Source organism: Pseudomonas sp. GW458-11-26-14-LB4 (genome assembly GCF_059423925.1).
The window spans coordinates 65,960-92,102 of the sequence record NZ_JBWKYU010000021.1; the positions used below are offsets into that span (position 1 = coordinate 65,960).

The 26,143-nt window shown below is 60.5% G+C and carries 24 protein-coding genes; 14 read left to right on the forward strand and 10 right to left on the reverse strand.

The window, feature by feature from the left end; all coding sequences use genetic code 11:
• Positions 1 to 64 precede the first annotated feature (64 nt).
• Positions 65 to 1,423 carry an MFS transporter gene (locus tag AC07XZ_RS23730; protein ID WP_102688147.1) on the forward strand — a complete coding sequence of 453 codons (1,359 nt, stop codon included), beginning with the start codon at positions 65 to 67 and terminating at the stop codon, positions 1,421 to 1,423.
• A gap of 59 nt (positions 1,424 to 1,482) precedes the next feature.
• On the opposite strand, the gene AC07XZ_RS23735 is transcribed toward AC07XZ_RS23730, so the two are convergent.
• From AC07XZ_RS23735 to flgA, 4 genes are all read right to left on the reverse strand, one after another.
• Positions 1,483 to 2,217, reverse strand: coding sequence for a flagellar brake protein (locus AC07XZ_RS23735; protein ID WP_085607428.1), 735 nt, complete (start codon positions 2,215 to 2,217; stop codon positions 1,483 to 1,485).
• Positions 2,218 to 2,312: 95 nt separating this feature from the next.
• Positions 2,313 to 2,780 (reverse strand): flagella synthesis protein FlgN, encoded by a 468-nt coding sequence (locus AC07XZ_RS23740; RefSeq protein WP_007960323.1) that lies wholly within the window; start codon positions 2,778 to 2,780, stop codon positions 2,313 to 2,315.
• Positions 2,781 to 2,828: 48 nt separating this feature from the next.
• Positions 2,829 to 3,155, reverse strand: coding sequence for a flagellar biosynthesis anti-sigma factor FlgM (gene flgM, locus AC07XZ_RS23745; RefSeq protein ID WP_007960324.1), 327 nt, complete (start codon positions 3,153 to 3,155; stop codon positions 2,829 to 2,831).
• Between the two features lie 218 nt (positions 3,156 to 3,373).
• Positions 3,374 to 4,135 (reverse strand): flagellar basal body P-ring formation chaperone FlgA, encoded by a 762-nt coding sequence (gene flgA / locus AC07XZ_RS23750; protein WP_102688146.1) that lies wholly within the window; start codon positions 4,133 to 4,135, stop codon positions 3,374 to 3,376.
• Positions 4,136 to 4,217: 82 nt separating this feature from the next.
• Between flgA and AC07XZ_RS23755 the strand changes: the two genes are divergently transcribed.
• The 6 genes from AC07XZ_RS23755 (at position 4,218) to flgE (ending at position 9,209) form a co-directional block, all read left to right on the forward strand.
• Complete coding sequence (locus AC07XZ_RS23755; protein WP_007960326.1) at positions 4,218 to 5,150, forward strand: chemotaxis protein CheV; 933 nt, start codon at positions 4,218 to 4,220, stop codon at positions 5,148 to 5,150.
• Between the two features lie 47 nt (positions 5,151 to 5,197).
• Positions 5,198 to 6,025, forward strand: coding sequence for a protein-glutamate O-methyltransferase CheR (cheR, locus tag AC07XZ_RS23760; RefSeq protein ID WP_007960327.1), 828 nt, complete (start codon positions 5,198 to 5,200; stop codon positions 6,023 to 6,025).
• Between the two features lie 241 nt (positions 6,026 to 6,266).
• Positions 6,267 to 6,674: a flagellar basal body rod protein FlgB gene (gene flgB / locus AC07XZ_RS23765; protein WP_007960328.1), complete on the forward strand. Its 408-nt coding sequence runs from the start codon at positions 6,267 to 6,269 to the stop codon at positions 6,672 to 6,674.
• A gap of 3 nt (positions 6,675 to 6,677) precedes the next feature.
• Entirely contained in the window at positions 6,678 to 7,121 is a 444-nt protein-coding gene (flgC, locus tag AC07XZ_RS23770) for a flagellar basal body rod protein FlgC (protein ID WP_007960329.1), read from the forward strand.
• Positions 7,122 to 7,136: 15 nt separating this feature from the next.
• A complete protein-coding gene (gene flgD / locus AC07XZ_RS23775; RefSeq protein ID WP_085745111.1) occupies positions 7,137 to 7,865 on the forward strand; it encodes a flagellar hook assembly protein FlgD in 729 nt (242 codons plus the stop codon).
• Between the two features lie 30 nt (positions 7,866 to 7,895).
• On the forward strand, positions 7,896 to 9,209 hold the full coding sequence (gene flgE, locus AC07XZ_RS23780) for a flagellar hook protein FlgE (protein WP_085607420.1): 1,314 nt from the start codon (positions 7,896 to 7,898) through the stop codon (positions 9,207 to 9,209).
• A gap of 729 nt (positions 9,210 to 9,938) precedes the next feature.
• Here the strand turns inward: flgE and AC07XZ_RS23785 are convergent.
• Positions 9,939 to 12,833, reverse strand: coding sequence for a ribonucleoside-diphosphate reductase subunit alpha (locus tag AC07XZ_RS23785; protein ID WP_085745109.1), 2,895 nt, complete (start codon positions 12,831 to 12,833; stop codon positions 9,939 to 9,941).
• Between the two features lie 736 nt (positions 12,834 to 13,569).
• Here AC07XZ_RS23785 and AC07XZ_RS23790 point away from each other — a divergent pair.
• The gene (locus AC07XZ_RS23790; protein ID WP_085745108.1) at positions 13,570 to 14,292 is read left to right on the forward strand and encodes a response regulator; all 723 of its coding nucleotides are present in this window, start codon (positions 13,570 to 13,572) and stop codon (positions 14,290 to 14,292) included.
• Positions 14,289 to 15,899, forward strand: coding sequence for an ATP-binding protein (locus AC07XZ_RS23795; protein WP_007957745.1), 1,611 nt, complete (start codon positions 14,289 to 14,291; stop codon positions 15,897 to 15,899). The genes AC07XZ_RS23790 and AC07XZ_RS23795 overlap by 4 nt, the downstream gene beginning before the upstream one ends.
• 6 nt (positions 15,900 to 15,905) lie before the next feature.
• Here the strand turns inward: AC07XZ_RS23795 and AC07XZ_RS23800 are convergent, their stop codons facing one another.
• Both AC07XZ_RS23800 and AC07XZ_RS23805 read right to left on the reverse strand, forming a co-directional pair.
• A complete protein-coding gene (locus AC07XZ_RS23800; RefSeq protein ID WP_102688173.1) occupies positions 15,906 to 16,631 on the reverse strand; it encodes a 4'-phosphopantetheinyl transferase family protein in 726 nt (241 codons plus the stop codon).
• A 221-nt stretch (positions 16,632 to 16,852) separates the two neighbouring features.
• Entirely contained in the window at positions 16,853 to 17,644 is a 792-nt protein-coding gene (locus AC07XZ_RS23805; protein ID WP_102688145.1) for a dienelactone hydrolase family protein, read from the reverse strand.
• Positions 17,645 to 17,786: 142 nt separating this feature from the next.
• Between AC07XZ_RS23805 and AC07XZ_RS23810 the strand changes: the two genes are divergently transcribed.
• From AC07XZ_RS23810 to AC07XZ_RS23820, 3 genes are all read left to right on the forward strand, one after another.
• Positions 17,787 to 18,392: a hypothetical protein gene (locus AC07XZ_RS23810; protein ID WP_064598671.1), complete on the forward strand. Its 606-nt coding sequence runs from the start codon at positions 17,787 to 17,789 to the stop codon at positions 18,390 to 18,392.
• A 104-nt stretch (positions 18,393 to 18,496) separates the two neighbouring features.
• Entirely contained in the window at positions 18,497 to 19,174 is a 678-nt protein-coding gene (locus AC07XZ_RS23815) for a response regulator transcription factor (RefSeq protein WP_085745105.1), read from the forward strand.
• Complete coding sequence (locus tag AC07XZ_RS23820; protein WP_041475405.1) at positions 19,171 to 20,517, forward strand: ATP-binding protein; 1,347 nt, start codon at positions 19,171 to 19,173, stop codon at positions 20,515 to 20,517. Before AC07XZ_RS23815 ends, AC07XZ_RS23820 begins: the two co-directional genes overlap by 4 nt.
• 220 nt (positions 20,518 to 20,737) lie before the next feature.
• On the opposite strand, the gene AC07XZ_RS23825 is transcribed toward AC07XZ_RS23820, so the two are convergent.
• Positions 20,738 to 21,736, reverse strand: a complete 999-nt coding sequence (locus tag AC07XZ_RS23825) for an AraC family transcriptional regulator (protein WP_102688144.1) — start codon at positions 21,734 to 21,736, stop codon at positions 20,738 to 20,740.
• 352 nt (positions 21,737 to 22,088) lie between these two features.
• Here AC07XZ_RS23825 and AC07XZ_RS23830 point away from each other — a divergent pair, with 352 nt between their 5' ends.
• Positions 22,089 to 23,423: a dicarboxylate/amino acid:cation symporter gene (locus tag AC07XZ_RS23830; protein WP_064383574.1), complete on the forward strand. Its 1,335-nt coding sequence runs from the start codon at positions 22,089 to 22,091 to the stop codon at positions 23,421 to 23,423.
• A 145-nt stretch (positions 23,424 to 23,568) separates the two neighbouring features.
• The gene (locus tag AC07XZ_RS23835) at positions 23,569 to 24,750 is read left to right on the forward strand and encodes a CaiB/BaiF CoA transferase family protein (RefSeq protein WP_102688143.1); all 1,182 of its coding nucleotides are present in this window, start codon (positions 23,569 to 23,571) and stop codon (positions 24,748 to 24,750) included.
• A gap of 8 nt (positions 24,751 to 24,758) precedes the next feature.
• Here AC07XZ_RS23835 and AC07XZ_RS23840 read toward each other — a convergent pair whose 3' ends face one another.
• Entirely contained in the window at positions 24,759 to 25,253 is a 495-nt protein-coding gene (locus AC07XZ_RS23840; RefSeq protein ID WP_007957760.1) for a SprT family zinc-dependent metalloprotease, read from the reverse strand.
• 158 nt (positions 25,254 to 25,411) lie between these two features.
• On the reverse strand, positions 25,412 to 26,014 hold the full coding sequence (locus AC07XZ_RS23845; protein ID WP_007957761.1) for a Yip1 family protein: 603 nt from the start codon (positions 26,012 to 26,014) through the stop codon (positions 25,412 to 25,414).
• Positions 26,015 to 26,143 lie beyond the last annotated feature (129 nt).

Consider the following 26,143-nt stretch of genomic DNA (forward strand, 5'->3'; position numbering starts at 1 on the left):
ATGTCGCCGTCGGGCTATCGTTTGATAGCCCGATACTTACCGCAAGGAGCCGCTCGGAACGCCGATGCGCCAAATCTGGAAATCCTTTCGAGCGCTGTATTTCGCCTCGCTGATGATGTTGATCGGCTCGGGCCTTCTTTCTACTTATCTGGCTTTGCGTCTGGCTGCCGACCATGTCGACGGGTTGTGGGTCGGTGCGTTGATGGCGGCCAACTATTTCGGTCTGGTGCTGGGCGGCAAGATCGGTCACCGCCTGATTGCTCGGGTCGGGCATATCCGTGCCTACTCGGCGTGTGCCGGGATCGTCGGTGCGGCGGTGCTCGGTCATGGCCTGGTGGACTGGCTGCCGGCCTGGCTGGTGCTGCGGACCATCGTCGGCCTCGGCATGATGTGCCAATACATGGTCATCGAGAGCTGGCTGAACGAGCAGGCAGACGCCAATCAGCGCGGTCTGGTGTTCAGCGGCTACATGATTGCGTCGTACCTGGGGCTGGTGCTCGGTCAGCTGATTCTGGTCATGCACCCGGGCCTTGGCCTGGAACTGCTGATGTTGGTCGCGCTGTGCTTTGCCCTGTGTCTGGTGCCGGTGGCGCTGACCCGACGGATTCACCCGGCGCCGCTGCATCCGGCGCCGATGGAGCCGCGCTTCTTTATCAAGCGCGTGCCGCAGTCGCTGAGTACGGTGCTCGGGGCCGGGCTGATCATCGGTTCGTTCTACGGTCTGGCGCCGCTGTATGCTTCGCAGCAGGGGTTGTCCACCGAGCAGGTCGGTCTGTTCATGGGTAGCTGCATTTTTGCCGGGCTGGTGGTGCAATGGCCGCTGGGCTGGTTGTCCGACCGCTATGACCGGGCGCTGCTGATTCGCTGCTTTGCGTTGTTCCTCGCGATTGCCGCGTTGCCGCTGGCGATCCTGCCGCAGGTGCCGCTGGAGGTTCTGTTCGTGGTCGGCTTCCTCTGCTCGCTGGTGCAGTTTTGCCTGTACCCGTTGGCGGTGGCGTTTTCCAACGACCACGTTGAAGGCGAGCGCCGGGTGTCGCTGACGGCGATGCTGCTGGTGACTTACGGCGTGGGCGCCAGTATCGGGCCGCTGGCGGCCGGGGTGCTGATGAAGCTGTTCGGGCCGCAGAGCCTGTATGCGTTCTTCACCTTTTTCGCGTTGGTGCTGGTGTGGCGGATCCGACCGAAAGCCGTGACCAATCTGCACCAGGTGGACGATGCACCGCTGCATCACGTGGCGATGCCGGACAGCATGTCCAGTTCGCCGCTGGTGGCAGCGCTTGACCCGCGAGTCGACGAGCAGGTGGTGCAGGAGCAGATGCAGAATACGGTCGTTCCTGAGCCGGAACCCCAGCCGGAACCTGACGTGCCAACCGACTCGACAGTTGAGAGTGACGGGCCAGATATCAGCCCCGCCAAGCCTTGAATCGGGCACAAAAAAACGGGCAGTCACCGCAGTGGCTGCCCGTTTTTTATACCTGCCGATCAGAGATCGTCTTTATCGAACCGACGCGCTTCGCGCTGCAGTTGATAAACGAAACGCTCGACGTTGCGGGCCGCCGGGCCGCTGATGTTGTGAAAGCGCAGGCCGGCGAAGGTGATGTTGAGCTTTTCTTCGAAGTGCAGGTAACGCAGCTCGACCGATACCGGTTGGTTGCCGAACAGCGGTGCGGCGATCAGGCGATCATAGACCTGGCCCAATTGCAGGCGGTCGGTGATATCGCCTTCAAAGCGCAGCTTGCAACCGGTGGCAGAGATATCCAGCAGTTTGCCGCCGATCGGCGACTTGAGCTTTTCGCCACCCAGTTCGACGCTGACCAGGTCGGTCAGCTTCAGGGCGGCGCGGAAGGCATTGCGGCGCTGGTGATAAACCACTTCGGTGGGCAGGTCGCCGGTGTAGAAGCGGTCGCCGTCGGAATCCTTGATGCTCAGCGTTCCTGTACATTCCCAGGCGATGCGCACGCCATCATGAAAGCCCTCAACCTTGAACGGTTCGCCTGCTTCCAGAAAACGTTCGCCGTCGCGCGGGATCATTTCATCAAGCTTGATCGAACCGTTTTCGCGATCGACTTCAATCAGGTAGCTCTGGAAGCGCTGGCTACGCTCGTGAAAGGTGATGATCAGCGGATCGTGGCTCTCTTGCAGCTGGCGCAGATTGCTGGAGATCTCCAGGGGCGTGGTGAGCACCTTTGGGGGCTGCGGAGCGTCATCGTTGGACACGTTAAATCAATCTCCAGACAAAATTTGACTACGGCTGGCCAGTATTTTGCCAGCATGTTTCGCACGTTGATAGGGCGCAAGCATAGAAGAAAGCATCACGCCTGGCTGAGCGCGCGCGGTTTCTGCAGTTTGGAGAAGGTGCCACTGGCGTCATAGAGCGCGGGAGGCTCGCCGCCGGTGAGGATTTTCAGCTGATTGGCCGTGGCGGCCTGCTGCATGATGATCGACTGGCCGTTCTTGACGTTGGCCGCCTGGCACTGGGCAATCAGGTCGGTCAGGACATCGCTCTGGCTCAGCAACTGATCGCCGATGCTCGACTGGCTGGCCAGTTGTTCCAGGCCTGCGCGGTCGAGCGACAGATTGAGACTGGCGAGGATTTCGCTGCGCTTGCGGCCATGCTGTTCGAGCAGAATGATCAATGCCTGTTTGCGCGCCAGAATTTCTTCCAGCAGAGGCATGTCGCGACCGTGCAAGGCGAGGGACTCGGTTTGCAGTAACTCCAGCAATTGTTGAGCTGGAGCAAAGTCGTCGGTGATCAGTTGCAATAAATTAGTGTCGTGCATGGCTGGCCTTGGGTTTTAAGCGTCCAAAAGCCTGGCGCTGACCGAGGCCTAGCGCTGGGCTTCGAAATTAAGCAGTTTGCTGGCTACACGGTTGCTGTCGACCTTGTAGCTGCCATCGGCAATCGCTGCTTTCAACTCGGCCACGCGGGCTTTATCGACGGCAGGCTGATCGCGCAGCTTGTCAGTGACCTTCTGCAACTGTTGAGCCTCATTGCTGAGGTGTACCGATTCCCCGCTTTTTGCGGTACTGGCCTGTTCGGCCGGGGTATTCAGCGGCGCGGAGGTGCCGGTTTCGGCGGTTTCCTTGGCGTTGCTGGTACGTGTACTGCCCGTAAGTGACGAGGAGCTGTTCAAACGGCTGAAATCGATGACCATGTTAAAAACCTCTGGGAATTTGGACGCTTGCCATGTTCTCGGCCATCCCCTGGAAAACTTTAGGCTCATTTAGCAATGAGCTTGCATGCGCCGTTGCAGATCCTGCTGCGGCACAGTTTAGGGAACAGCTCTGGTCAGCGCCAGTTTTCTGCTTGAGTACTCAGAGGCTTTTCAAACATCCGTTCATACAGCCGCTCACATCACCGCTACATGGCCGCTCACATGGCAACTTCCACCTGGCCCGGCGCGATAACCTGCGCCTTGATAACCCGTTGGGAATTGAGGTTTTTCACCCGAATCTGTTCTTTCAGGCCGCCGTTCGACAGGGCTTCGCCCGGCATGCGGACGGCGAGGGTGCCGCTGCGGGCGGTGATCACCACTTGATCGCCCTTGCGAACCACTTCCGCCTGTTCCAGATGCACCAGGGTAATGACTTGATCGGCTACCGTTGGTCGGGTCAATTTTTGTCCGATCGCTTCATCCACCGACGTCAGGAAACCCTGATTGATCGTGCTGACGTCGCGTTCGCGCAACGTCACGTCCTGAGGCTCGATGATGCCGGCGCGTTTGAGTGGTCGCGTGGTGGTCACAATCTCGCGAAACAGGCGGACTTGAGCGGGCACGAACACCGTCCAGGGGGAGGTGCCTTCGCAGCGGACCTTGACCGTGACACGGCCCAGAGGGCGTGCCGGACTCTCCAGTGTCGCTGTCAATTCCTTGTCGCACATAGGCATGCGCATGCGTGGATCGAGCTGGTTGACCTCGATTTCATAACGGCCTTCCGTTTGACTGGTAGCCAGATAGTCTTCTACGGTGAATTCAAGAAAGCCCTGAGTGACGCCGATAAGCATGTCAGGCAAGGTAACCGCATCAGCACCGGCAGGGCTGCCAGCGAAAAAAAGGCAAATGGCGGACATCGCGCAAAGCCCTCTGCGGAGGGGAGATGTCAGGCGTCGGAAAAATGTCGTTTGAGCGTTCATACGAGTTAAAAAGCAAGCGCCGTGCCGTTTAGCAATGAATGTGCGTCGCAACAACACTTGGCGTTGGTGTAGGAGTCTGGGCATGGCTGGTGTAATGGATTCGGTGAACCAGCGCACGCAACTGGTGGGGCAGAATCGCCTGGAGCTGTTGTTGTTCCGTCTCGACGGCCAGCAGCTCTACGGGATCAACGTGTTCAAGGTTCGGGAAGTGCTGCAATGCCCGCAACTGACGCTGATGCCCAAGTCCAGTCCTGTCGTGTGCGGGGTGGCGAATATCCGGGGGGCGACCATTCCGATCCTTGATCTGGCGATGGCGACCGGCTCCGGTGCTTTGAAAGACAAGAACAGTCCGTTCGTGATCATCACGGAATACAACACCAAGACGCAGGGTTTCCTGGTGCGCTCGGTGGAACGTATCGTGAACATGAACTGGGAAGAGATCCATCCGCCGCCCAAGGGCACCGGACGCGATCATTACCTGACCGCTGTGACTCGGGTCGACAATCAGTTAGTCGAAATCATCGACGTCGAGAAGGTGCTGGCGGAAGTTGCGCCGACGCCGGAAGCGATTTCGGTCGGCGTGGTGGATGTCGAGACCCAGAGCAAGGCGTTGTCGCTGCGGGTGCTGACGGTCGATGACTCGTCGGTGGCGCGCAAGCAGGTGACGCGTTGCCTGCAGACGGTCGGCGTCGAAGTGGTGGCGTTGAACGACGGCAAGCAGGCGCTGGATTACCTGCGCAAGCTGGTCGACGAGGGCAAGAAGCCGGAAGAAGAGTTCCTGATGATGATCTCCGACATCGAAATGCCGGAGATGGACGGGTACACCCTGACGGCCGAGATCCGCAGCGACCCTCGCATGCAAAAGCTTCATATCATCCTGCATACTTCGTTGTCGGGTGTGTTCAATCAGGCGATGGTCAAGAAAGTCGGTGCCGATGACTTCCTGGCCAAATTCCGTCCTGATGACCTGGCATCCCGGGTAGTCGACCGGATCAAAGCAGCAGATATCAGCTAAGGGCCTTTTGCCCCTGGCGTTCAACACGATTTAAGAGGCGGCATCATTTGTCTACGGGTAATTTGGATTTCGAACAGTTCCGGGTCTTCCTGGAAAAAGCCTGTGGCATTTTGCTCGGTGAAAACAAGCAGTACCTGGTGTCGAGCCGTCTCAACAAACTGATGGAGCAGCAAGGCATCAAGTCCCTGGGTGAGCTGGTTCAGCGCATCCAGACCCAGCCGCGCAGCGGTTTGCGCGAGCAGGTGGTCGATGCCATGACGACCAACGAAACCCTGTGGTTTCGCGACACCTATCCGTTTGAAGTCTTGAAGAACAAGGTGCTGCCCGAAGCGATCAAGGCCGCTCCCAACCAGCGTCTGCGGATCTGGTCGGCGGCCTGCTCGTCGGGTCAGGAACCCTATTCGCTGTCGATGTCGATCGACGAGTTCGAGCGGACCAACATCGGCCAGTTGAAGATGGGTGTGCAGATCGTTGCCACCGATCTGTCCGGCAGCATGCTGACCAACTGCAAGACCGGCGAGTACGACAGCCTGGCAATCGGTCGCGGTCTGTCCGCCGATCGTCTGCAGCGCTACTTCGACCCGAAAGGGCCGGGGCGCTGGGTGATCAAGGCACCGATCAAGAACCGGGTGGAGTTCCGCTCGTTCAACCTGCTCGACAGCTACGCAAGCCTGGGCAAGTTCGACATCGTGTTCTGCCGCAACGTGCTGATCTACTTCTCCGCCGAGGTGAAGAAGGACATCCTGTTGCGCATCCACAGCACGCTGAAGCCGGGCGGTTATCTGTTCCTTGGCGCTTCCGAGGCGCTGAACGGTCTGCCGGATCATTACCAGATGGTTCAGTGCAGCCCGGGGATCATCTACCAGGCGAAGTGATCAAGACCGGCAACACAAGAAACGGGAGTCCTCAGGGGCTCCCGTTTTTTTATGCCTGAAGGTTTTGCCGGTGGCAGGCGGCGGCAGAAAAGCGGCGTCCGGCGGAAACCGGTTGCCGCTTTTCTGGCATTGCCGCGTTGCCGGTTCCGCGCAAAGCCCCGTAATCCGGGGCTTTCTCAAACTGGCACGCCGCTTGCTATAACCCTGTTACGAAAAATCCGGTCACCTGAAGGTTCCCGACATGAGCATCAGCTTCGATAAAGCGCTCGGCATTCACGAAAAGGCTCTGGGCTTCCGCGCCCAGCGTGCCGAAGTGCTGGCCAACAACATCGCCAACGCCGATACCCCGAACTACAAGGCGCGGGATCTGGAGTTCTCCAAAGTGCTCGAAGCACAGAGCCAGAAGAACGCCAACGGCACCATCGCCCTGAACATGACCAACAGCCGTCACATCGAAGCTGAAGGGCTGGGCAATGGCGACGAGTCGCTGATGTATCGCACGCCGATGCAGCCGTCGATCGACCAGAACACCGTGGACGCCCAGCTGGAACAGTCGAACTACGCGGAAAACGCGGTCGGCTTCCAGGCCAGCTTCACCCTGCTCAACAGCAAATTCAAAGGGCTGGTATCAGCCCTGCGCGGAGAGTAATCCATGTCCCTGTCCAGCGTTTTCAACATTGCCGGCAGCGGCATGAGCGCCCAGACCACCCGCCTCAACACCGTGGCTTCGAACATCGCCAACGCCGAGACCGTCTCGTCGAGCATCGATCAGACCTACCGTGCCCGTCACCCGGTATTCGCCACCATGTTCCAGGGCGGCCAGAGCGGCGGCAGCAATTCGCTGTTCCAGAACCAGGATGCTGCGGGCCAGGGCGTGCAGGTCATGGGCGTGGTCGAAGACCAGAGCAACCTCGAAGCGCGCTACGAGCCGAACCATCCGGCAGCCGACGCAAAGGGCTACGTCTACTACCCGAACGTCAACGTGGTGGAAGAAATGGCTGACATGATTTCCGCGAGCCGGTCGTTCCAGACCAACGCCGAAATGATGAACACCGCCAAGACCATGATGCAGAAGGTACTGACCCTCGGTCAGTAATAAGGGGCGACTGCCATGAGTGTTACCGATACCACCAGCAGCCTGACGATGAACGACATACTGGCCAACTCTTCGAAGAAGACCAGTAGCACGACCACCGGCGGCATCGCTTCGGCCACCAACAGCTCGACCGGCGGCCAGGCCCTGGGCAAGGACGCGTTCCTGCAACTGCTGGTAACCCAGCTGAAGAACCAGAACCCGCTCGACCCGCAGGACAACAGCGCATTCGTTGCCCAGTTGGCGCAGTTCAGCAGCCTTGAGGGGATCACCACCCTCAACAGCACCGTCAGCTCGCTGGCCGGCAACTACAACTCGTCGCAAGCCCTGCAGGCTTCGTCGCTGGTCGGCCGCAACGTGATCGTGCAGACCAACTCGGTACAGCTCGACGATCCGAGCAAAGGCATGACCGGTTCGGTCACCGTTCCGTCGTCGATTGCCGGCGGCACCGTCTCCATCACCGACAGCAGCGGCACCGTTGTTCGCACCATCGACCTGGGCAGCCGCGCCGCCGGCAATGCGAGCTTCACATGGGACGGCAAGGACAAGGACGGCAACCTGGTGAAAACCGGTACCTACACCGTCAAGGCGAACGCCTCGATCAACGGTACCTCGACCGATATGGCGACCTACCTGCCAGCCACGGTCACCAGCGTGACGATCAGCCAGACCGGTGGCGAGCTGATGCTCAACCTGTCCGGCAAGGGCACCGTTGCCCTGTCCAAAGTACAAACCATTGGTATATAGAGCCGACTAACCGGCACAAAGGAGTGGAATATGTCTTTCAATATCGGCCTTAGCGGTCTCTATGCAGCCAACAAGCAACTGGACGTGACCGGCAACAACATCGCCAACGTTGCGACCGCCGGTTTCAAATCGTCCCGTGCAGAATTCGAAGACGTCTACTCGGCCACTCGCCTGGGTAGCGGCAGCAAGGTCATCGGCAACGGTGTGCGCCTGGCCAACGTTTCCCAGCAGTTCACCCAAGGCGACATCAACAACACCGGCAACGTGCTGGACATGGGCATCAACGGTTCGGGCTTCTTCACCCTGAGCAACAACGGCTCGATCTCCTACACCCGTGCCGGTACGTTCAAGGTCGACAAGGACGGCTTCATCACCAACACCGACTACACCTCGCGTCTGCAAGGCTATGGTGTGGACTCCAACGGCAAGGTCATCAACGGCGTGTTGACCGACCTGAAGATCGACACCTCGAACCTCGCGCCGAAGTCCACCTCGCTGGTGACCTCGACCATCAACCTGAACTCGACCGCTCCGGTGATCGACGACACAGTGGCGGCCGGCAAGTTCGACCCTAGCAAGACCGAGACCTACACCAAGTCGTTCAGCACCCCGATCTATGACAGCCAGGGTAACTCCCACGTCATGGACCAATACATGGTGAAAACCGGTGCCAACACCTGGAAGGTCTACACCCTGGTAGACGGTCGTAACCCGGATGCTACCGGCAGCGATCCGAAAGTCACCGCACCTGTCGCTTCGACCATGACCTTCGACTCCACCGGTCAACTGACTCAGGTCAGCACGCCGCCTGCCGTGATCAGCAGCGACCTGAAACTCACTGGCTGGGTACCGGGTACTGTCACCAACGGCGTGTGGAAGGCCAACGGTGCTTCGGCGAACCCGGCTGGCATCACCATTTCGATGGCCAAGACCACTCAGTTCAACGCTGACACCGCGCGTTCGATCCCGACTCAGGATGGTTACGCGACTGGCCAGATCACCAACCTGACCATCGACGGTACCGGTACGCTGTTTGCCAACTTCAGCAACAACCAGAGCAAGGCCATCGGCCAGGTTGCGCTGGCGAGCTTCACCAACGAGCAGGGTCTTCAGCCGATTGGTGGTACCAGCTGGAAAGAGACTTACGCTTCGGGTATTCCGGGCTACGATGCGCCGGAGACCGGTACGCTGGGTTCGGTTGTTTCGAACTCGCTGGAGGAGTCGAACGTTAACCTGACCAATGAGCTGGTTGATCTGATCAAGGGTCAGAGTAACTATCAGGCGAATGCCAAGACCATTTCGACTCAGAGCACCATTATGCAGACCATTATTCAGATGACCTGATTTCTGGGTTTGGTTTTGTATGGGAGCCCCTCTTTTTGAGGGGCTTTTTTTTGGCTGCGGTTTGGGGTGTTTATCCGTTTCTGCGGGTGTTGCCGCTGGCGGTTTCGCCCTTACGGCGAGTCCCTTTTGCAAACGCCCAAAAGGAACCAAAACGCTGGGCCCCGGCGTTCGGCACCTCGCTTTGGCTCGGTGTTCCTTCGTTACGGGATTCATCCGGGGGCATCGCCTACGGTTTGCTTCGCTGCACCTCCTCTCGATGCATGCGGCTGCGCCGCACGGTCGCTGCGCTCCCACCCCCGGATAAATCCCTCCACTCAGCCTTCCGATGGGGCCGGCACGTCAAAAGCCTTACTCGAGCTAACGCTCATCGTATTGAGTGGTGGAAGCAGGGATGTTTGCTTTAGTTCAACTCGGTCTTTCACGTCGGCGTATCTCTCCCAAACAACTCGGTCAGTCCCCTCTCCCTCGGGAGAGGGTTAGGGTGAGGGGGCTTTGGAGAGGAAGATGCGGGAGTTGAGTTGGATGCGTTTCAAAACCCAAGTTCACCTCGGTATTTCACGTCGGCGTATCTCTCCCAAACACCTCGGTCAGTCCCCTCTCCCTCCGGGAGAGGGCTAGGGTGAGGGCGGCTTTTGCTTTTATCGCGGGCAAAAGAAAACCCCCGACAAACCAGAAGTCTGTCGGGGGTTTCTCGGATCAGGCGTTTCGCAACGCCCGATTCAGCTCAGCTTATTGGCAAGCTTCGCAATCCGGCTCGTCGATGGCGCAAGCCTTCGGTACTGGAGCCGGGCCGGCAGGGGCTGCCAGGACCGAGTCGTCGCCGTGGTTGCCGCCGCTGGATACAGCGTTCAGCTTGCCGGTGTTGATGGTCGACTTCTCGGTGCTGGTCGCGGCCAGGGCACGGAGGTAGTAGGTGGTTTTCAGACCACGGTACCAGGCCATGCGGTAGGTCACGTCCAGTTTCTTGCCCGATGCGCCGGCGATGTACAGGTTCAGCGACTGGGCCTGGTCGATCCACTTCTGACGACGGCTGGCGGCGTCAACGATCCACTTGGTGTCCACTTCGAATGCGGTCGCGTAGAGCTCTTTGAGTTCTTGCGGGATGCGCTCGATCTGCTGAACCGAACCGTCGTAGTACTTCAGGTCGTTGATCATGACCGAGTCCCACAGACCGCGAGCCTTCAGGTCGCGAACCAGGTACGGGTTGATCACGGTGAATTCGCCCGACAGGTTCGATTTCACATACAGGTTCTGGTAAGTCGGTTCGATCGACTGCGATACGCCGGTGATGTTGGCGATGGTCGCGGTCGGTGCGATGGCCATGATGTTCGAGTTACGGATGCCTTTCTGTACACGGGCGCGAACCGGTGCCCAGTCCAGGGATTCGGTCAGGTCGACGTCGATGTACTTCTGGCCGCGTGCTTCGATCAGGATCTGTTGCGAATCCAGCGGCAGTACGCCTTTGGACCACAGCGAACCCTGGAACGTCTCGTACGAGCCGCGCTCGTCGGCCAGGTCGCAGGAAGCCTGGATCGCGTAGTAGCTGACCGCTTCCATCGACTTGTCGGCGAACTCGACGGCAGCGTCGGAACCGTAAGGAATGTGCTGCAGGTACAGCGCGTCCTGGAAGCCCATGATGCCCAGGCCGACCGGACGGTGACGGAAGTTGGAGTTCTTCGCCTGCGGTACCGAGTAGTAGTTGATGTCGATCACGTTGTCGAGCATGCGCACGGCGACGTCGATGGTGCGCTTGAGCTTGGCGGTGTCCAGCTTGCCGTCGACGATGTGGTTCGGCAGGTTGATCGAGCCCAGGTTGCAGACCGCGATCTCGTCCTTGTTGGTGTTCAAGGTGATCTCGGTGCACAGGTTCGAGCTGTGAACAACGCCGACGTGCTGCTGCGGGCTACGCAGGTTGCACGGGTCTTTGAAAGTCAGCCATGGGTGGCCGGTTTCGAACAGCATCGACAGCATCTTGCGCCACAGGTCTTTGGCCTGGATGGTCTTGAACAGCTTGACCTTGCCCGGGTACTCGGTCAGGGCTTCGTAGTACTCGTAGCGCTCTTCGAAGGCCTTGCCGGTCAGGTCGTGCAGATCCGGTACTTCGGACGGCGAGAACAGGGTCCATTTGCCGTCATCGAAGACGCGCTTCATGAACAGGTCAGGGATCCAGTTGGCGGTGTTCATGTCGTGGGTACGACGACGGTCATCACCGGTGTTCTTGCGCAGCTCGATGAACTCTTCGATGTCCATGTGCCAGGTTTCCAGGTAGGCACAGACAGCGCCTTTGCGCTTGCCACCCTGGTTAACGGCGACGGCGGTGTCGTTCACCACTTTCAGGAACGGAACCACGCCTTGCGATTTGCCGTTGGTGCCCTTGATGTACGAACCCAGTGCACGCACCGGCGTCCAGTCGTTGCCCAGGCCACCGGCGAATTTTGACAGCATGGCGTTGTCGTGGATCGCGTGGTAGATGCCCGACAGGTCATCCGGCACGGTGGTCAGGTAGCAGCTCGACAGCTGTGGACGCAGGGTACCGGCGTTGAACAGGGTCGGGGTCGAAGCCATGTAGTCGAACGAGGACAGCAGGTTGTAGAACTCGATCGCACGGTCTTCTTTCTGCTTCTCTTCGATCGCCAGCCCCATGGCCACGCGCATGAAGAAGATCTGCGGCAGTTCGAAACGCACGCCATCCTTGTGGATGAAGTAACGGTCGTACAGGGTCTGCAGGCCCAGGTAGGTGAATTGCTGGTCGCGCTCGTGGTTGATCGCCTTGCCCAGTTTTTCCAGGTCGAAGGAGGCCAGAACAGGGTTCAGCAGTTCGAACTCGATACCTTTGGCGACGTAGGCCGGCAGTGCCTTGGCGTACAGGTCGGCCATCTCGTGGTGAGTGGCGCTCTCGGCCACGCCCAGGAAGCCCAGGCCTTCGGCACGCAGGGTGTCCATCAGCAGGCGGGCGGTCACGAACGAGTAGTTCGGCTCGCGCTCGACCAGGGTACGCGCGGTCATCACCAGAGCGGTGTTGACGTCGTTCAGGGCCACGCCGTCGTACAGGTTCTTCAGGGTTTCGCGCTGGATCAGGTCGCCGTCGACTTCAGCCAGACCTTCGCAGGCTTCGGTGACGATGGTGTTCAGGCGACCCATGTCCAGTGGCGCGAGAGTGCCGTCGGCGCGGGTGATGCGGATCGACGGGTGCGCCTGTACCGGTGCTTCGGCGGTGGTGCGAACGGCGCGTTCCTTGGAACGGGCATCACGGTAGATCACGTAGTCGCGAGCCACTTTCTGCTCGCCGGCACGCATCAGGGCCAGTTCGACCTGGTCCTGGATTTCTTCGATGTGGATGGTGCCGCCCGACGGCATGCGACGCTTGAAGGTCGCGGTGACCTGTTCGGTCAGGCGGGCAACGGTGTCGTGGATTCGCGACGAAGCGGCAGCGGTGCCGCCCTCAACTGCGAGAAACGCTTTGGTGATAGCGACGGTGATCTTGTCATCGGTGTAAGGAACGACAGTGCCATTACGCTTGATCACGCGCAGTTGGCCAGGCGCGGTGGCAGCCAGATCCGAATTCGAATCGGCGGCCTGCGGCAAGGTGCCCTGCGGGTTCTCGCGAGTTGTGTCGGTTTGCATGGGGGGTGATCTCCACATTCTCTATGTTTGTTTGGGCACCATCATGGTGCTCACCGTTCTGGTCCGAAGCACTACAACCGACGGGTGTCGGGCATAACAACTTCGGACCAGTAGGAAAAAGGCTAATGACGCCGCATCCTTGCCGAAGTTTTCGGCCGCGAGCCAAGGCTCGAGCCGGATTACTTCCAGGGTGGCAGTAACGACTGCAACACCCGTACCGTTCCGGTCGTTGCCAACCTGAAAAACGGTGCCATCCGCAAGTGCGGTTTGGGCTTTGAAAAACTTGCTTGGTTCAACCGGAAACTGGCAATAAAGCACTTGAGTTTCAGGTCCGAAATGTGGTTGGGCTCTTGAATGGAAAACCCTATATGTAGGGTCTGTCCTCGCGCCGTGCTACAAGATAATGCGTTTCGAGGGGGCTTGCAACGTACGAGCTGTGGATAAACCTGTGCGTAAATTGTGTAAGAAACCAGGAATTCCCGTGTAGGCCGCTAACCTGCTGAGCTAGACCGTTTGTCACTGTTTTTCAGTCGGGAAAAACGCTTCAGCGGATTTTTAAGGGCGCGAACCCTATCACAAAAATCCGCCTTGTCCGAACGCATTTACCGACTTGTGTTCTGGCTGTACGCCGTTTATACAATCGGGCCATGCGCACGCATTCTTATCCTCCTTAAAGATGACAAAAAGACGGGAGGATCCTTCCTTTATAAGCAGCATCGGCAAGCAGAGGTCACCCGTGGAGCAAGAAGCCTGGCAGGTATTGATAGTCGAGGACGACCAGCGTCTGGCCGAACTGACCCGTGAATACCTGCAAGCCAACGGATTGCGCGTGGAGATCGAAGGCAACGGTGCGCTGGCGGCGGCGCGGATCATCAAGGAACAGCCGGACCTGGTGATCCTCGACCTGATGCTCCCCGGCGAAGACGGCCTGAGCATCTGCCGCAAGGTGCGTGACCGTTACGACGGCCCGATCCTGATGCTCACCGCGCGCACCGATGACGCCGACCAGATCCTCGGGCTCGACTTGGGTGCCGACGACTACGTCTGCAAACCGGTGCGCCCGCGACTGTTGCTGGCGCGTATCCAGGCGCTGCTGCGACGCAGTGACACACCGGAGGCGCCAGCGGGCAATCCGCGTCGTCTGCAGTTCGGTCCGCTGGTGGTGGACAACGCCTTGCGCGAAGCCTGGCTCAGTGACAGCGGCATCGAGCTGACCAGCGCCGAATTCGATCTGCTCTGGCTGCTGGTATCCAACGCCGGGCGGATCCTGTCCCGGGAAGAAATCTTCACCGCACTGCGCGGCATTGGCTACGACGGCCAGGACCGCTCGATCGATGTACGCATCTCGCGCATCCGCCCGAAAATCGGCGACGACCCCGATCACCCGCGCCTGATCAAGACCGTGCGCAGCAAAGGTTATCTGTTCGTGCCGGAAGCCTGCGTAGAACTGCCGCTGTGAATTCGATCTTCCTGCGCATCTATGGCGGCATGTGCGCGGCGCTGATTCTGGTGGCGGTGCTCGGCGTGCTGGCGCTGCACCTGCTCAACCAGGTGCGCAGCGAGCAATACCGCGAGCGTCTGGCCCACGGCACGTTTTCGCTGATGGCCGACAACCTGCAACCGATGAATGAAACCGAGCGCCATCGCGCCTTGCTGGTGTGGGAGCGGCTGCTCGGGATTCCGCTGGCGCTGAAGACCTTTGCCCAGACCGATCTCGATCTGACCCAGCGCACCCGGGTGCAGCGCGGCCAGGCGCTGGTCGAACAGACCGGCCCGCACGCGGCCAAGGTCTATCGGCTGGTCAGTGACAAGGATCAACTGGTGCTGGTGGGCGAGGTGCAGCAGATCAGCGAGCAACTGGCCCGGGCGACCATCTACCTGTTGGCCGATGAGCTGGTGCGGGTGCCCGTGGGCGAGCAGCCCAAACGTCTGGCGCAGTTGAAAGAGGACAAAGGCTTCGGCTTCGATTTGCGGCTGGTCACCGTCAGCGACGCGGACATGGACGAAGACCAGAGCCGTCGGGTGTCCGAAGGCGATACGGTGATGGCGCTGGGCAAGGGTGGCGATTCGATCCGGGTGTTCGCCGGCATGGTCGGCACGCCGTGGGTGCTGGAAATCGGGCCGCTGTATCAGATGAACCCGTACCCGCCGGAATGGCTGGTTTTGATCGCCGCGCTCGGCCTGACCCTGATCGGTCTGATCGTCTATTTATTGGTGCGTCAGCTCGAACGGCGTTTGCGCGGGCTCGAAGCTGCCGCCACGCGCATCGCCAAAGGCAGTCTGGAAACCCGGGTGCCGGCCCGGGGTGCCGACTCGGTGGGCAAGCTGGCGGCGGCGTTCAACGGCATGGCTGAGCACTTGCAGCAGTTGCTCGCGATCCAGCGTGAACTGGTGCGCGCGGTGTCCCACGAATTGCGCACGCCGGTGGCGCGCCTGCGTTTCGGCCTGGAGATGATCGGCTCGGCCACCACCCCGCAGGCACTGGAAAAATACCGCGAGGGTATGGACCACGACATCGAGGACCTCGACAAGCTGGTCGACGAAATGCTCACGTACGCCCGGCTGGAGCAGGGCTCGCCGGCGCTGACCTTCCAGCGCATCGACCTGGATGCACTGGTCAATCAGGTGATCGAAGAGCTGGCGCCTCTGCGCGCCGAAGTCACGGTACAGCGCGGTTTGTGCCTGTCGGCGGCGGATTGCGATGACGCCTGGGTCGAGGCCGAGCCGCGTTACCTGCACCGTGCCTTGCAGAATCTGGTGAGCAACGCCATGCGCCATGCGCGTTCGAAGGTCACGGTCAGTTATCAGGTCGGGCAGATGCGCTGTCGGGTGGATGTCGAGGACGACGGCCCCGGTGTGCCGGAAACCGCCTGGGAGAAAATCTTCACGCCGTTCCTGCGCCTGGACGACAGCCGCACCCGGGCGTCCGGTGGACACGGACTGGGCCTGTCGATCGTGCGGCGGATCATCCACTGGCACGACGGTCGGGCGCTGATCGGCAAGAGCAAGAGTCTGGGCGGAGCGTGCTTCAGCCTGAGCTGGCCGAGGAATCAGGAGCGGCGCTGAAACCGCTTACGCCTGGATGCTGACCAGACTGAGCAACTGCCCGTCCTGCACGCCGAATTGCGCATCGAGCTCCGTGCCGTTGCGCCATTCGCTGGAGAGATCCGTCAGCAACCGCAGCCGCACCTGACCATGTTCATTCCACTCCAGAACCTCGGCGTGTTCGAAGTAGAAGCGCTGCTGCACGATCGGGTACAGCGCCTTGAACAGGCTTTCTTTCACCGAAAAGGTCAGGGTCACCCAGAGTGCGATCTGATCCCGGGAACCGGCGGCCATGCGCTGCAATTCCGGCGGGGTCAGGATCTCTCCGGCCAGTCGTTCGGCGCGTTCGGCGTTGAGCAGGTTTTCCAGGTCCATGCCCAGCCCGCGCCAGTGCTGTTTGTTGGCGACAATCGCCGCCGCACGGCCGGTGCTGTGGGTGATCGAGCCGCAGATGTGTGCCGGCCAAATCGGCGCGCGATCCTCGCCGATCGCCGGAACAGTGCTTGAGCCTTCCAGCTGCTGCAACGCCGCCCGTGCACAAATCCGCCCGGCAAGGAATTCCGCCTGCCGCTTCGCCACCGAACGCTGAATGCTCGGCGGCGACTCGATGGCGCTGCGGCGGAAGTCATCACCGAGCAATTGCGACGGATCGAAATGGGTGCTCAGCAGCACGGTGTCGGGCAACACCGTCGGCAGCGGCCAATGGGCATCGAGCGGGGTGCAGCAGGCGGGGAGGAAAGGGTTGGAGTTCATGTGGCGCATTTTGCCGGGTTGCCTTAAGGCTGGATAGTGTCGACATGATCGTTCCCACGTCGAACCGTGATCGCTCCGACGCTGCGGCCCCGAATTGTGATCGTTCCCACGCTCCGCGTGGGAATGCAGCCTCGGGACGCTCCGCGTCCCTTCGCTGTGTGACGCGGAGCGTCACTGTATGCATTCCCACGCAGAGCGTGGGAACGATCAGCAACAGGGGTTCAGCCAAAGATTTTCTTGAAGAACGCCTGCATGTCCGCCCAGGATTTTTCATCGGCCGCCTTGTTGTAGCCGATATCCGGGCCACCGTGATCGCCGTGGCTCAGGCGATCCGCGTCGGGATTGCTGAACCCGTGCTTGGCACCGTCGAGGCTGACGAATTGATAGTCGGCGCCGGCCTTGTCCATTTCCGACTTGAACGCCGCGACGTTGTCCGGGGTGACCATGCTGTCCAGCGCGCCGTGCTCGACAAGGACTTTCGCCTTCACGCTACCCGGCGTAGCCGGCGTCTTGGTGGCCAGCGCACCGTGGAAGCTCACCACGCCGGCCAGCGGCACGCCCTGACGCGCGGCATTCAGCACCACGCCACCGCCGAAGCAGTAACCGATGGCGGCGATTTTATCCTTGTCGGTCTGTGGCTGTTTCTTCAACAGATCCAGCCCGGCCTGAAAGCGCTTGCTGGCCGCATCGGCGTTTTGCGTGGCGGCTTGCATGAACGCCATTGCGTCTTTCGGGTGCTCGGTGTTCTTGCCTTCACCGTACATGTCGATGGCCAGCGCGCTGTAGCCGAGCCCGGCGAGATCCCGGGCGCGGCGCTTGGCGTAGTCGTTCAGGCCCCACCATTCATGCACCACCACCACGCCGGGGCGCGGGCCCTTTATTGCATCGTCGTAGGCGTAGTAACCGATCAGTTTGGTGCCGTCAGCACTCTGATAGGGGATTTCCTCGGTCTTGATCGCAGCCTGGCTGAGGCCGCTAAAGACAAGGAGGGCGAGGGTTAGAAGCAGGCGCATGATCGGGTCTCCTGACAATAAAGGGTCAAAACAGCCTAGTTCATTTCATTCAGGCCAGGTTCAGAGAGCGTTCAGGGGCGGTACAGGGGAGGGGCAGTAACCTTGCGCCATACCCAAACAGCACTGTGAAAGAGGAAACTCCATGACTCGTTTAAATAAACTGCTGCTGGCTTTTACCGTAATGAGCGCCAGTATCGCGGCCCACGCCGACACCACCAGCAACTTCGCCGGCCTGACCTTTGGCCAGACCAGCGACAAGATCAAAAAATCCAACGCACTGAACGACAACCTCGGCCACCCGGACGCCACGGCGGCCATCGACGGCAACAACACCTACGGCCTGCGTCTGGGGCAGCAAAACAGCCAGGGTCGCTACTACGCCACCTACGACAACGTGTCGGGCTCGCACAATGGCATTAAACTGCGCCAGGAAAACCTGCTGGGCAGCTACGATCTGTTCTATCCGGTGGGCGGCAGCACCAAGCTGTTCGGCGGTGCCACGGCGGGTCTGACCAAGCTGACCCAGGATTCGCCAGGCTACAGCCGTGACAGCGACATCGGTTACGCCGTCGGCGGTCAGTTCGGTGTGCTGCAGCAAGTCTCGCAGAACACCTCGGTCGAACTCGGTTACCGTTACCTGCGCAGCAACGCCAGCACCGAGATGAAAGAGAGCGGCGGCAGCAAGCAAGGCTCGCTGGATTTGACCAGCAGCGCCCAGACTTACCTGTCGGCCAACTACGCTTTCTAAGCGATTGGCGTCAGGCCCGCGCCGGGTCGTCCTTCGAGGGGCGACCCGGCGTAGCCATGTGAGGCGAAAGCCTTTGGAGTTGTCGATTTACCCGGGAGAGCGTCATGAAACTGTTGGTCGTCGAAGATGAAGCGCTGTTGCGCCATCACCTGCAAACCCGCCTGACGGAGAGCGGTCACGTGGTCGAGTCCGTGGCCAATGCCGAAGAGGCGTTGTACCAGACCGGGCAATTCAACTTTGACCTGGCGGTGATCGACCTTGGACTGCCGGGCATGAGTGGCCTCGACCTGATCCGCCAGCTGCGCTCGGGCGCCAAGACGTTTCCGATCCTGATCCTCACCGCGCGCGGCAACTGGCAGGACAAGGTCGAAGGTCTGGCAGCCGGGGCTGACGATTATCTGGTCAAGCCGTTCCAGTTCGAAGAACTTGAAGCGCGGCTCAATGCGTTGCTGCGCCGCTCCAGCGGTTTCACCCAGTCGACCATCGTCGCCGGCCCGCTGTTGCTGGACCTCAATCGCAAGCAGGCGACCCTCGACGAGCAACCGCTGGCGCTGACCGCCTACGAGTACCGGATCCTCGAATACCTCATGCGCCATCACCAGCAGGTGGTGCCCAAGGATCGGTTGATGGAGCAGTTGTACCCGGATGACGACGAGCGCGATCCAAACGTGATCGAAGTGCTGGTCGGCCGTTTGCGCCGCAAGCTCGAAGGTCCGGCCGGGTTCAAGCCGATCGACACCGTGCGCGGCCTCGGTTACCTGTTCAATGAGCGCTGCACTTGATCCGTTCCCTTCGCGTCCGGCTGATGCTTGCCGCCACGACCCTGGCGGTGTTGTTCATGCTCGCGTTGCTCCCGGCGATGCAGGGCGCGTTCAGCCTGGCGCTGCAGGACTCGATCGAACAGCGGCTGGCGTCCGATGTCACCACGCTGATCTCCGCCGCACGGGTTGAAAACAACCGCTTGATGATGCCGGCACAATTGCCCGACGAGCGCTTCAACCTCACGGACAATCGCCTGCTCGGCTACATCTATGACCGCGAAGGGCATCTGGTCTGGCGTTCGAAGGGCACCCAGGAAGAGAAGATCAACTACACGCCGCGCTACGACGGCCTCGGCAACGAGTTCGCGCGGATCCGCGAAGCCAACGGGCAGGAATTCTTCGTCTATGACGTCGAAGTCAAACTGCTTGGCGGCAAAAGTGCAGCCTTCAGTATCGTGGCCCTGCAACCGGTGCGCGAATACGAAACCACCCTCGAAGGCCTGCGGGAAAATCTCTACCTCGGTTTTGGCGCGGCATTGCTGGTGCTGCTGGCGCTGCTGTGGATCGGCCTGACCTGGGGCCTGAAAGCCTTGCGCCGGCTCAGTCAGGAACTCGACGAAATCGAAGGCGGAACCCTCGAAAGCCTCAGCGAACAGCACCCGCGTGAACTGCTGCGCCTGACCGGTTCCCTCAACCGCTTGCTGCACAGCGAACGCCAGCAGCGCAGCCGGTACCGCGACTCCCTCGACGATCTGGCCCACAGCCTGAAAACCCCGCTGGCGGTATTGCAAGGCGTCAGCGAAGACATGGCCCAGCGCCCCGAAGACCGCGATCAGGCGTGGGTGCTGCAAACCCAGATCGAACGCATGAGCCAGCAGATCGGCTATCAGTTGCAACGCGCCAGCCTGCGCAAAAGCGGTCTGGTGCGCCATCAGGTGCGCCTGCGCCCGGTGCTGCAAAGCCTGTGCGACACGCTGGACAAGGTCTACCGCGACAAACACGTGCGCGTCGCCTTCGATCTGCCGGAGCACTGTTACGTGCCGATCGAGCAGGGCGCCTTGCTGGAAATGATGGGCAACCTGCTGGAAAACGCCTATCGCCTGTGTCTGGGCGAAGTGCGCATCAGCGTGCGTGAAAGCCTGGACGGAATCGAACTGTGCATCGAAGACGACGGCCCCGGCGTACCACCGGATCAGCGCGCACGGATTCTCGAACGCGGCGAACGCCTGGACCGCCAGCACCCGGGGCAGGGGATCGGGCTGGCGGTGGTCAAGGACATCATCGAGAGCTACAGCGCCAAGCTGACCCTGGGCGATTCGCCGATGGGCGGGGCGGCGTTCAGGATTCATTTTCCTGCGGTGTGAAAACGATCGGCCCTCACCCTAACCCTCTCCCAGAGGGAGAGGGAACTGATCGAAGTGTCTCTAGAAAATGATCGACCTGAGCGATTTGCATCGAATATGGATTCAACAGCAAGCTTCCAGGTCGGCGTATTTATTGAGCATCCCCCAATCAGTCCCCTCTCCCTCTGGGCGGTCCGACGTTTCGGGAGGGTTAGGGTGAGGGGGCTTTTGATCTTTGGCCTCACTGCTCCTGCGCCCGATAAGCCCCCGGCGTCAGCCCCGTCCACTTCTTGAACGCCCGGTGAAACGCCGACGGCTCGGAAAACCCGAGCTGTTCGGCGATCTGTTGCAACGACAGATCGGCCCGCCCCAGGTGATAAATTGCGATGTCCCGGCGCAACTGATCCTTCAATTCCTGAAAACTGGTGCCTTCCTCGCGCAGATGCCGGCGCAAGGTTTGCGGGCTGATGTGCAGGTGCGCGGCAACTGCTTCGAGGTCCGGCCAGCGTGCGCTGTCATGGCTAAGCAAACGGCGCAGCCGGCTGCTCAGGCTGTTGCCGTCGTCCGGGCGGGACAGCAGGTCGGCGGGGGAGCGTTCGAGGAAATGCTTGAGGGTGCGTTCATCCTGCAACAGCGGCATGTGCAGATAACGGCTGTGAAACACCAGGCTGCTTTGCGTTGCCGAAAATTCCAGCGGGCAGGAAAACAGCAGATCGTATTCCGCCCCGTGCGCCGGTTTCGGGTAGCTGAAGCTCGCCTGTTCCAGACGAATCCGCTGGCCGATCAGCCAGCTGCCGAGGCGATGCCAGATCACCAGCAGGCTCTCGCTGAGAAAGTGATCCGGGTCCCACAATTGCGCATCGTCGAGGCTCAGGCGTACCCATTCGTCTTCGGGAGTCAGGGTCAGGCGCGGGGCTTCGGGGAATAGGCTATAAAACAATAAGCCGCGTTGCAGAGCCTTCTCCAGGCTGCGGCAATGGATGATGGCGTGGCACATCATGGCGAAGCTGCCGGGTTTGCTCGGAGCGTTGCCAAAACCCAGGTATTCGTCGTCCAGGGCCAGCCACAGGTTCTGGATCAGTTGGGTGAATTGTTCCGGGGCGATCCGCGCGCGCGGCTCGTCGAGCAGTTCGGGGCTGATGCCCAGTTGCTGCAGCAGGTCCGAGTAGTCGTAACCCGAGCGCCGCGCGCCACCGAGGGCGGCGCGGGCAAAGTGACTGGCGATGGTGCGTTCGCGCATGAGCGGCAGATCCTTCCTCTGGCGACCGATGGTAGCGGCTGCCTTTGATCGGTAACAAGGCGGATTTCCGCCAAATTGTAGGACGAGGTCGGGCGAGTTGGCGGAAATCCGCCACACTTGAGTAACCGAACGGTGACACAGAAAAAGCCGGATCCCCTGATATCAAAAGGCTTGCAGCGATTTGCACCAAAGTGGCACGACGTTTGCGATAAGAGCGACAGAAGCGTGCGCCGAGCCGGTCCGGAAAGCGCCGTTCGACACAACAAATCCCTCCAGTGCAGGAGGGTTCGCAATTCAGGTTTCGCGTTCAACAGATGGATGTTGCCACGCGGGACTCTTGAGGAACTTTGCAATGACGACTCGTCAGCCACTGTACAAATCCCTGTATTTCCAGGTGATCGTCGCAATCTGTATCGGTATTGCGCTCGGCCACTACTACCCGCAGTTCGGCGTGGCCGTAAAGCCGCTGGGTGACGGGTTCATCAAACTGATCAAAATGATCATCGCCCCGATCATCTTCTGCACCGTGGTCAGCGGCATCGCCGGCATGCAGAACATGAAATCGGTCGGCAAGACCGGCGGTTACGCACTCCTGTACTTCGAAATCGTTTCGACCATCGCCCTGCTGGTCGGCCTGATCGTGGTCAACATCGTGCAACCGGGCAACGGGATGCACATCGACGTCAGCACCCTCGATGCCTCGAAAGTCGCGACCTATGTTGCTCAAGGCGCAGACCAGAGCGTTGTCGGCTTCCTGCTCAACGTGATCCCGACCACTATCGTCGGCGCGTTCGCCACCGGTGACATTCTGCAAGTGCTGATGTTCTCGGTGATCTTCGGTTTCGCCCTGCATCGCCTGGGTGCCTACGGCAAGCCGATCCTGGACTTCATCGATCGCTTCGCCCACGTGATGTTCAACATCATCAACATGATCATGAAGCTCGCGCCAATCGGTGCCTTCGGTGCGATGGCGTTCACCATCGGTGCCTACGGCGTCGGCTCGCTGGTGCAGCTGGGTCAACTGATGATCTGCTTCTACATCACCTGCCTGGCGTTCATCCTGATCGTGCTCGGCGGTATCGCCCGCATGCACGGCTTCAGCGTGCTGAAGATGATCCGCTACATCCGTGAAGAGCTGCTGATCGTGCTGGGTACTTCCTCTTCGGAATCGGTACTGCCACGCATGCTGATCAAGATGGAGCGTCTGGGCGCGAAGAAATCGGTGGTAGGTCTGGTGATCCCGACCGGCTACTCGTTCAACCTCGACGGCACCGCGATCTACCTGACCATGGCGGCCGTGTTCATCGCTCAGGCGACCGACACCCACATGGACATCACTCACCAGATCACTCTGCTGGTAGTGTTGCTGCTGTCCTCCAAAGGCGCAGCCGGTGTGACCGGTTCGGGCTTCATCGTACTGGCGGCCACCCTGTCGGCGGTAGGTCACCTGCCGGTGGCCGGTCTGGCACTGATCCTCGGTATCGACCGCTTCATGTCCGAAGCCCGCGCCCTGACCAACCTGGTCGGTAACGCCGTAGCCACCATCGTCGTGGCCAAGTGGGTCAAGGAGCTGGACACCGATGTGCTGCAATCCGAGCTGGCCTCGGGCGGTCGTGGTATCTCCGACGAGCGTGAGGAAGATGACCTGGGCGTGGCCGAAGGCCCGACCCCGAGCAATGTGAAGTAAGCATCGCTTGAATGGAAAAACCCGCTTCGGCGGGTTTTTTCTTGCCTGCTGTTTGAGCGCAACGGTCAGCGCGACTGATGGATCCGGTAATTGCCCCATCGCCGATGGCTGCCTAGGCTGCATGCATCGTTGATGGAGATTGCCCATGTCTGCACCGCTGGCCTCACTGAAGATTCTGGATTTCTCGACCCTGCTGCCGGGGCCGTTTGCCTCGCTGCTGCTGGCGGATATGGGCGCCGAAGTGCTGCGCATCGAATCGCCGACCCGCCTCGACTTGGTGCGGGTGTTGCCGCCTCACGATCACGGCGTCTCGGCCAGTCACGCTTATCTCAACCGCAACAAGCGCAGCCTGGCGCTGGACCTCAAGCAGCCCGAGGCGTTGGAGCTGGTGAAGCAGTTGCTGGTGAATTACGACATCGTGCTGGAACAGTTTCGCCCCGGTGTGATGGAGCGGCTGGGGCTGGGTTACGAGGCGCTGAAGGCGATCAATCCGAAGCTGATTTATGTGTCGATCACCGGTTACGGCCAGACCGGACCGTACAAGGATCGCGCCGGCCACGACATCAACTATTTGGCGCTGGCCGGGCTCTCCAGCTACACCGGCCGCGCCGACAGCGGGCCGTTGCCGCTGGGCATGCAGGTGGCGGATGTCGCCGGCGGCTCGCTGCACGGGGTGATCGGCTTGTTGGCGGCGGTGATTTCCCGCCAGCAGACCGGGCAGGGCACCCATCTGGATGTGAGCATGACCGATTGCGCGTTCAGCCTGAACGCCATGGCCGGTGCCGGGTATCTGGCCTGCGGCGAGGAGCCGGGCTGGGAGGATCAGATGCTCAATGGCGGCAGCTTCTACGATTACTACCGCTCCCGCGACGGGCGCTGGATGTCGGTGGGCAGTCTGGAACCGGCCTTCATGCAGCAACTGTGTGCGGCGCTGGGCCGGCCGGAACTGGCGGCGCAGGGCTTGTCGCCCAAACCCGAGCAGCAGCGGGCGCTCAAGGACGCCTTGAAGGTCGAGTTCGAGAAGCATGACTTTGCCGAACTGTGCGAGCTGTTCGCCGGGATCGATGCCTGCGTCGAGCCGGTGTTGAACCTGGGCGAGGCGGTGCAGCATCCGCAATTGCAGGCGCGGGAACTGGTGACCCAGGTGCCCCGCGGTGATGGCACGGTGCAGGCGCAGATCGCCTGTCCGCTGAAGTTTTCCGAGGCGTTGCCGGCGCCGCGGCATGTGGGGGCAGCGCTGGGGCAGCATACAGATCAGGTGTTGACGGAGTTGGGGTTGAGTCCTGAGCGGATTGCCGAATTACGCGCCGCGAAAGTCATCGCGTAGCTCGTGGGTTACTCGACCCGCATCTCGCCACTGAACACCAATGTGTTGCGACAGCGCCGGCACAGATAGCGCCGACCCTGCCTGACCAGGCTATGGCGCTGCGCCGAAAACGGAAAATCGCTATCGGCACACGGGCATTTATAGATGTAGCGGGTCACGCTGCGGCGTTTGACTTCATAGGTATGGCAGCGGTCCGGCGGCAATTCGTAAACGCCGCGCATGATCAGTTGCCACTCCTCGCCGTGGGGCTGGATGCGGTCGCCGAACAGTTGATGGGCGATCAGGTGCGCGACTTCGTGGGCCACGGTCTGCTTGAGGAAATGTTCGGTGTTTTCCCGGTACAGCTGCGGATTGAAGCGCAGCAGGTTCTCGTGCAGATGCGCGACCCCGGCTTTTTGCCCGCGCAGCTTGAGGCTCACCACGGGGCGTTTGAAGGGACGTTTGAAAAAGGATTCAGCGAGTTGGAAACAGTCTTCGACGCGGGTATTGAGTTGCTCGGGCATGCTTGATGGATCTCCAGAGATTTGGAGTATGCCGCAACCTTTCGGCGTTGCGTATCGCCAAACTGCCGAATGGTCGCGACGTTCATTCCAGGCATGAGAAGGCCGCCTTGCGGCGGCCTGTGTTGGCGGATCTTGTTCTTCTCGGGAGGAACCGGTCGTTAATTGGTGTAGACAGGCCCCACGCCCAGACCCCAGACAATCACGGTAAACGCCATGATGGCGACCAGCACCACCAGACCCACCGCCAGCACCGAGCTGGAAAACAGGAAACCCTCGTCGGACGGAATGTTCATGAAGGTCGGCAGCCCCACATACAAAAGGTAAACCGTGTAGCAGATGGCCGCCGTGCCGACGATCATCCCCAGCCACATGTGTGGATAGAGCGCCGCCAGCCCGCCGACGAACAACGGTGTCGCGGTGTAGGTGGCAAATGCCACGCAACGGGCCAGGCTCGGGTTGGCGTCATAGGTGCGGGCCATCCAGTGCACGAAGGCACCCATGACCGCGACTCCGCCGAGCATTGCCAGGTAAGACATGATCGTCATCCACAACGCGCTTTCGACGGTGAGCATCACCGGTGCGCGGTTGCCGATCACCCAGCCGACCTGAGTCGTGCCGATAAATGCCGAAACAGCGGGGATCGCCGCCAGAATCAGCGTGTGCGTCAGGTACATGTGGCTGATGCTTTCTTCCTGGTCGCCACGGATTTCCTTCCATTCCTGATCGGGGTGGGTAAAAAGTCCCACTACGTGATGGATCATGCCAGTCACTCCTCTCGTTATTGCCATCGCCCCCCAGCGGAGCGCCTACGGGCCAATGCGGCCGAGCAAATACAGGTCTTCAGATTGTGTGCGACCTTATGTCGCAGTATAGAAAGGTCTTAACCGCAC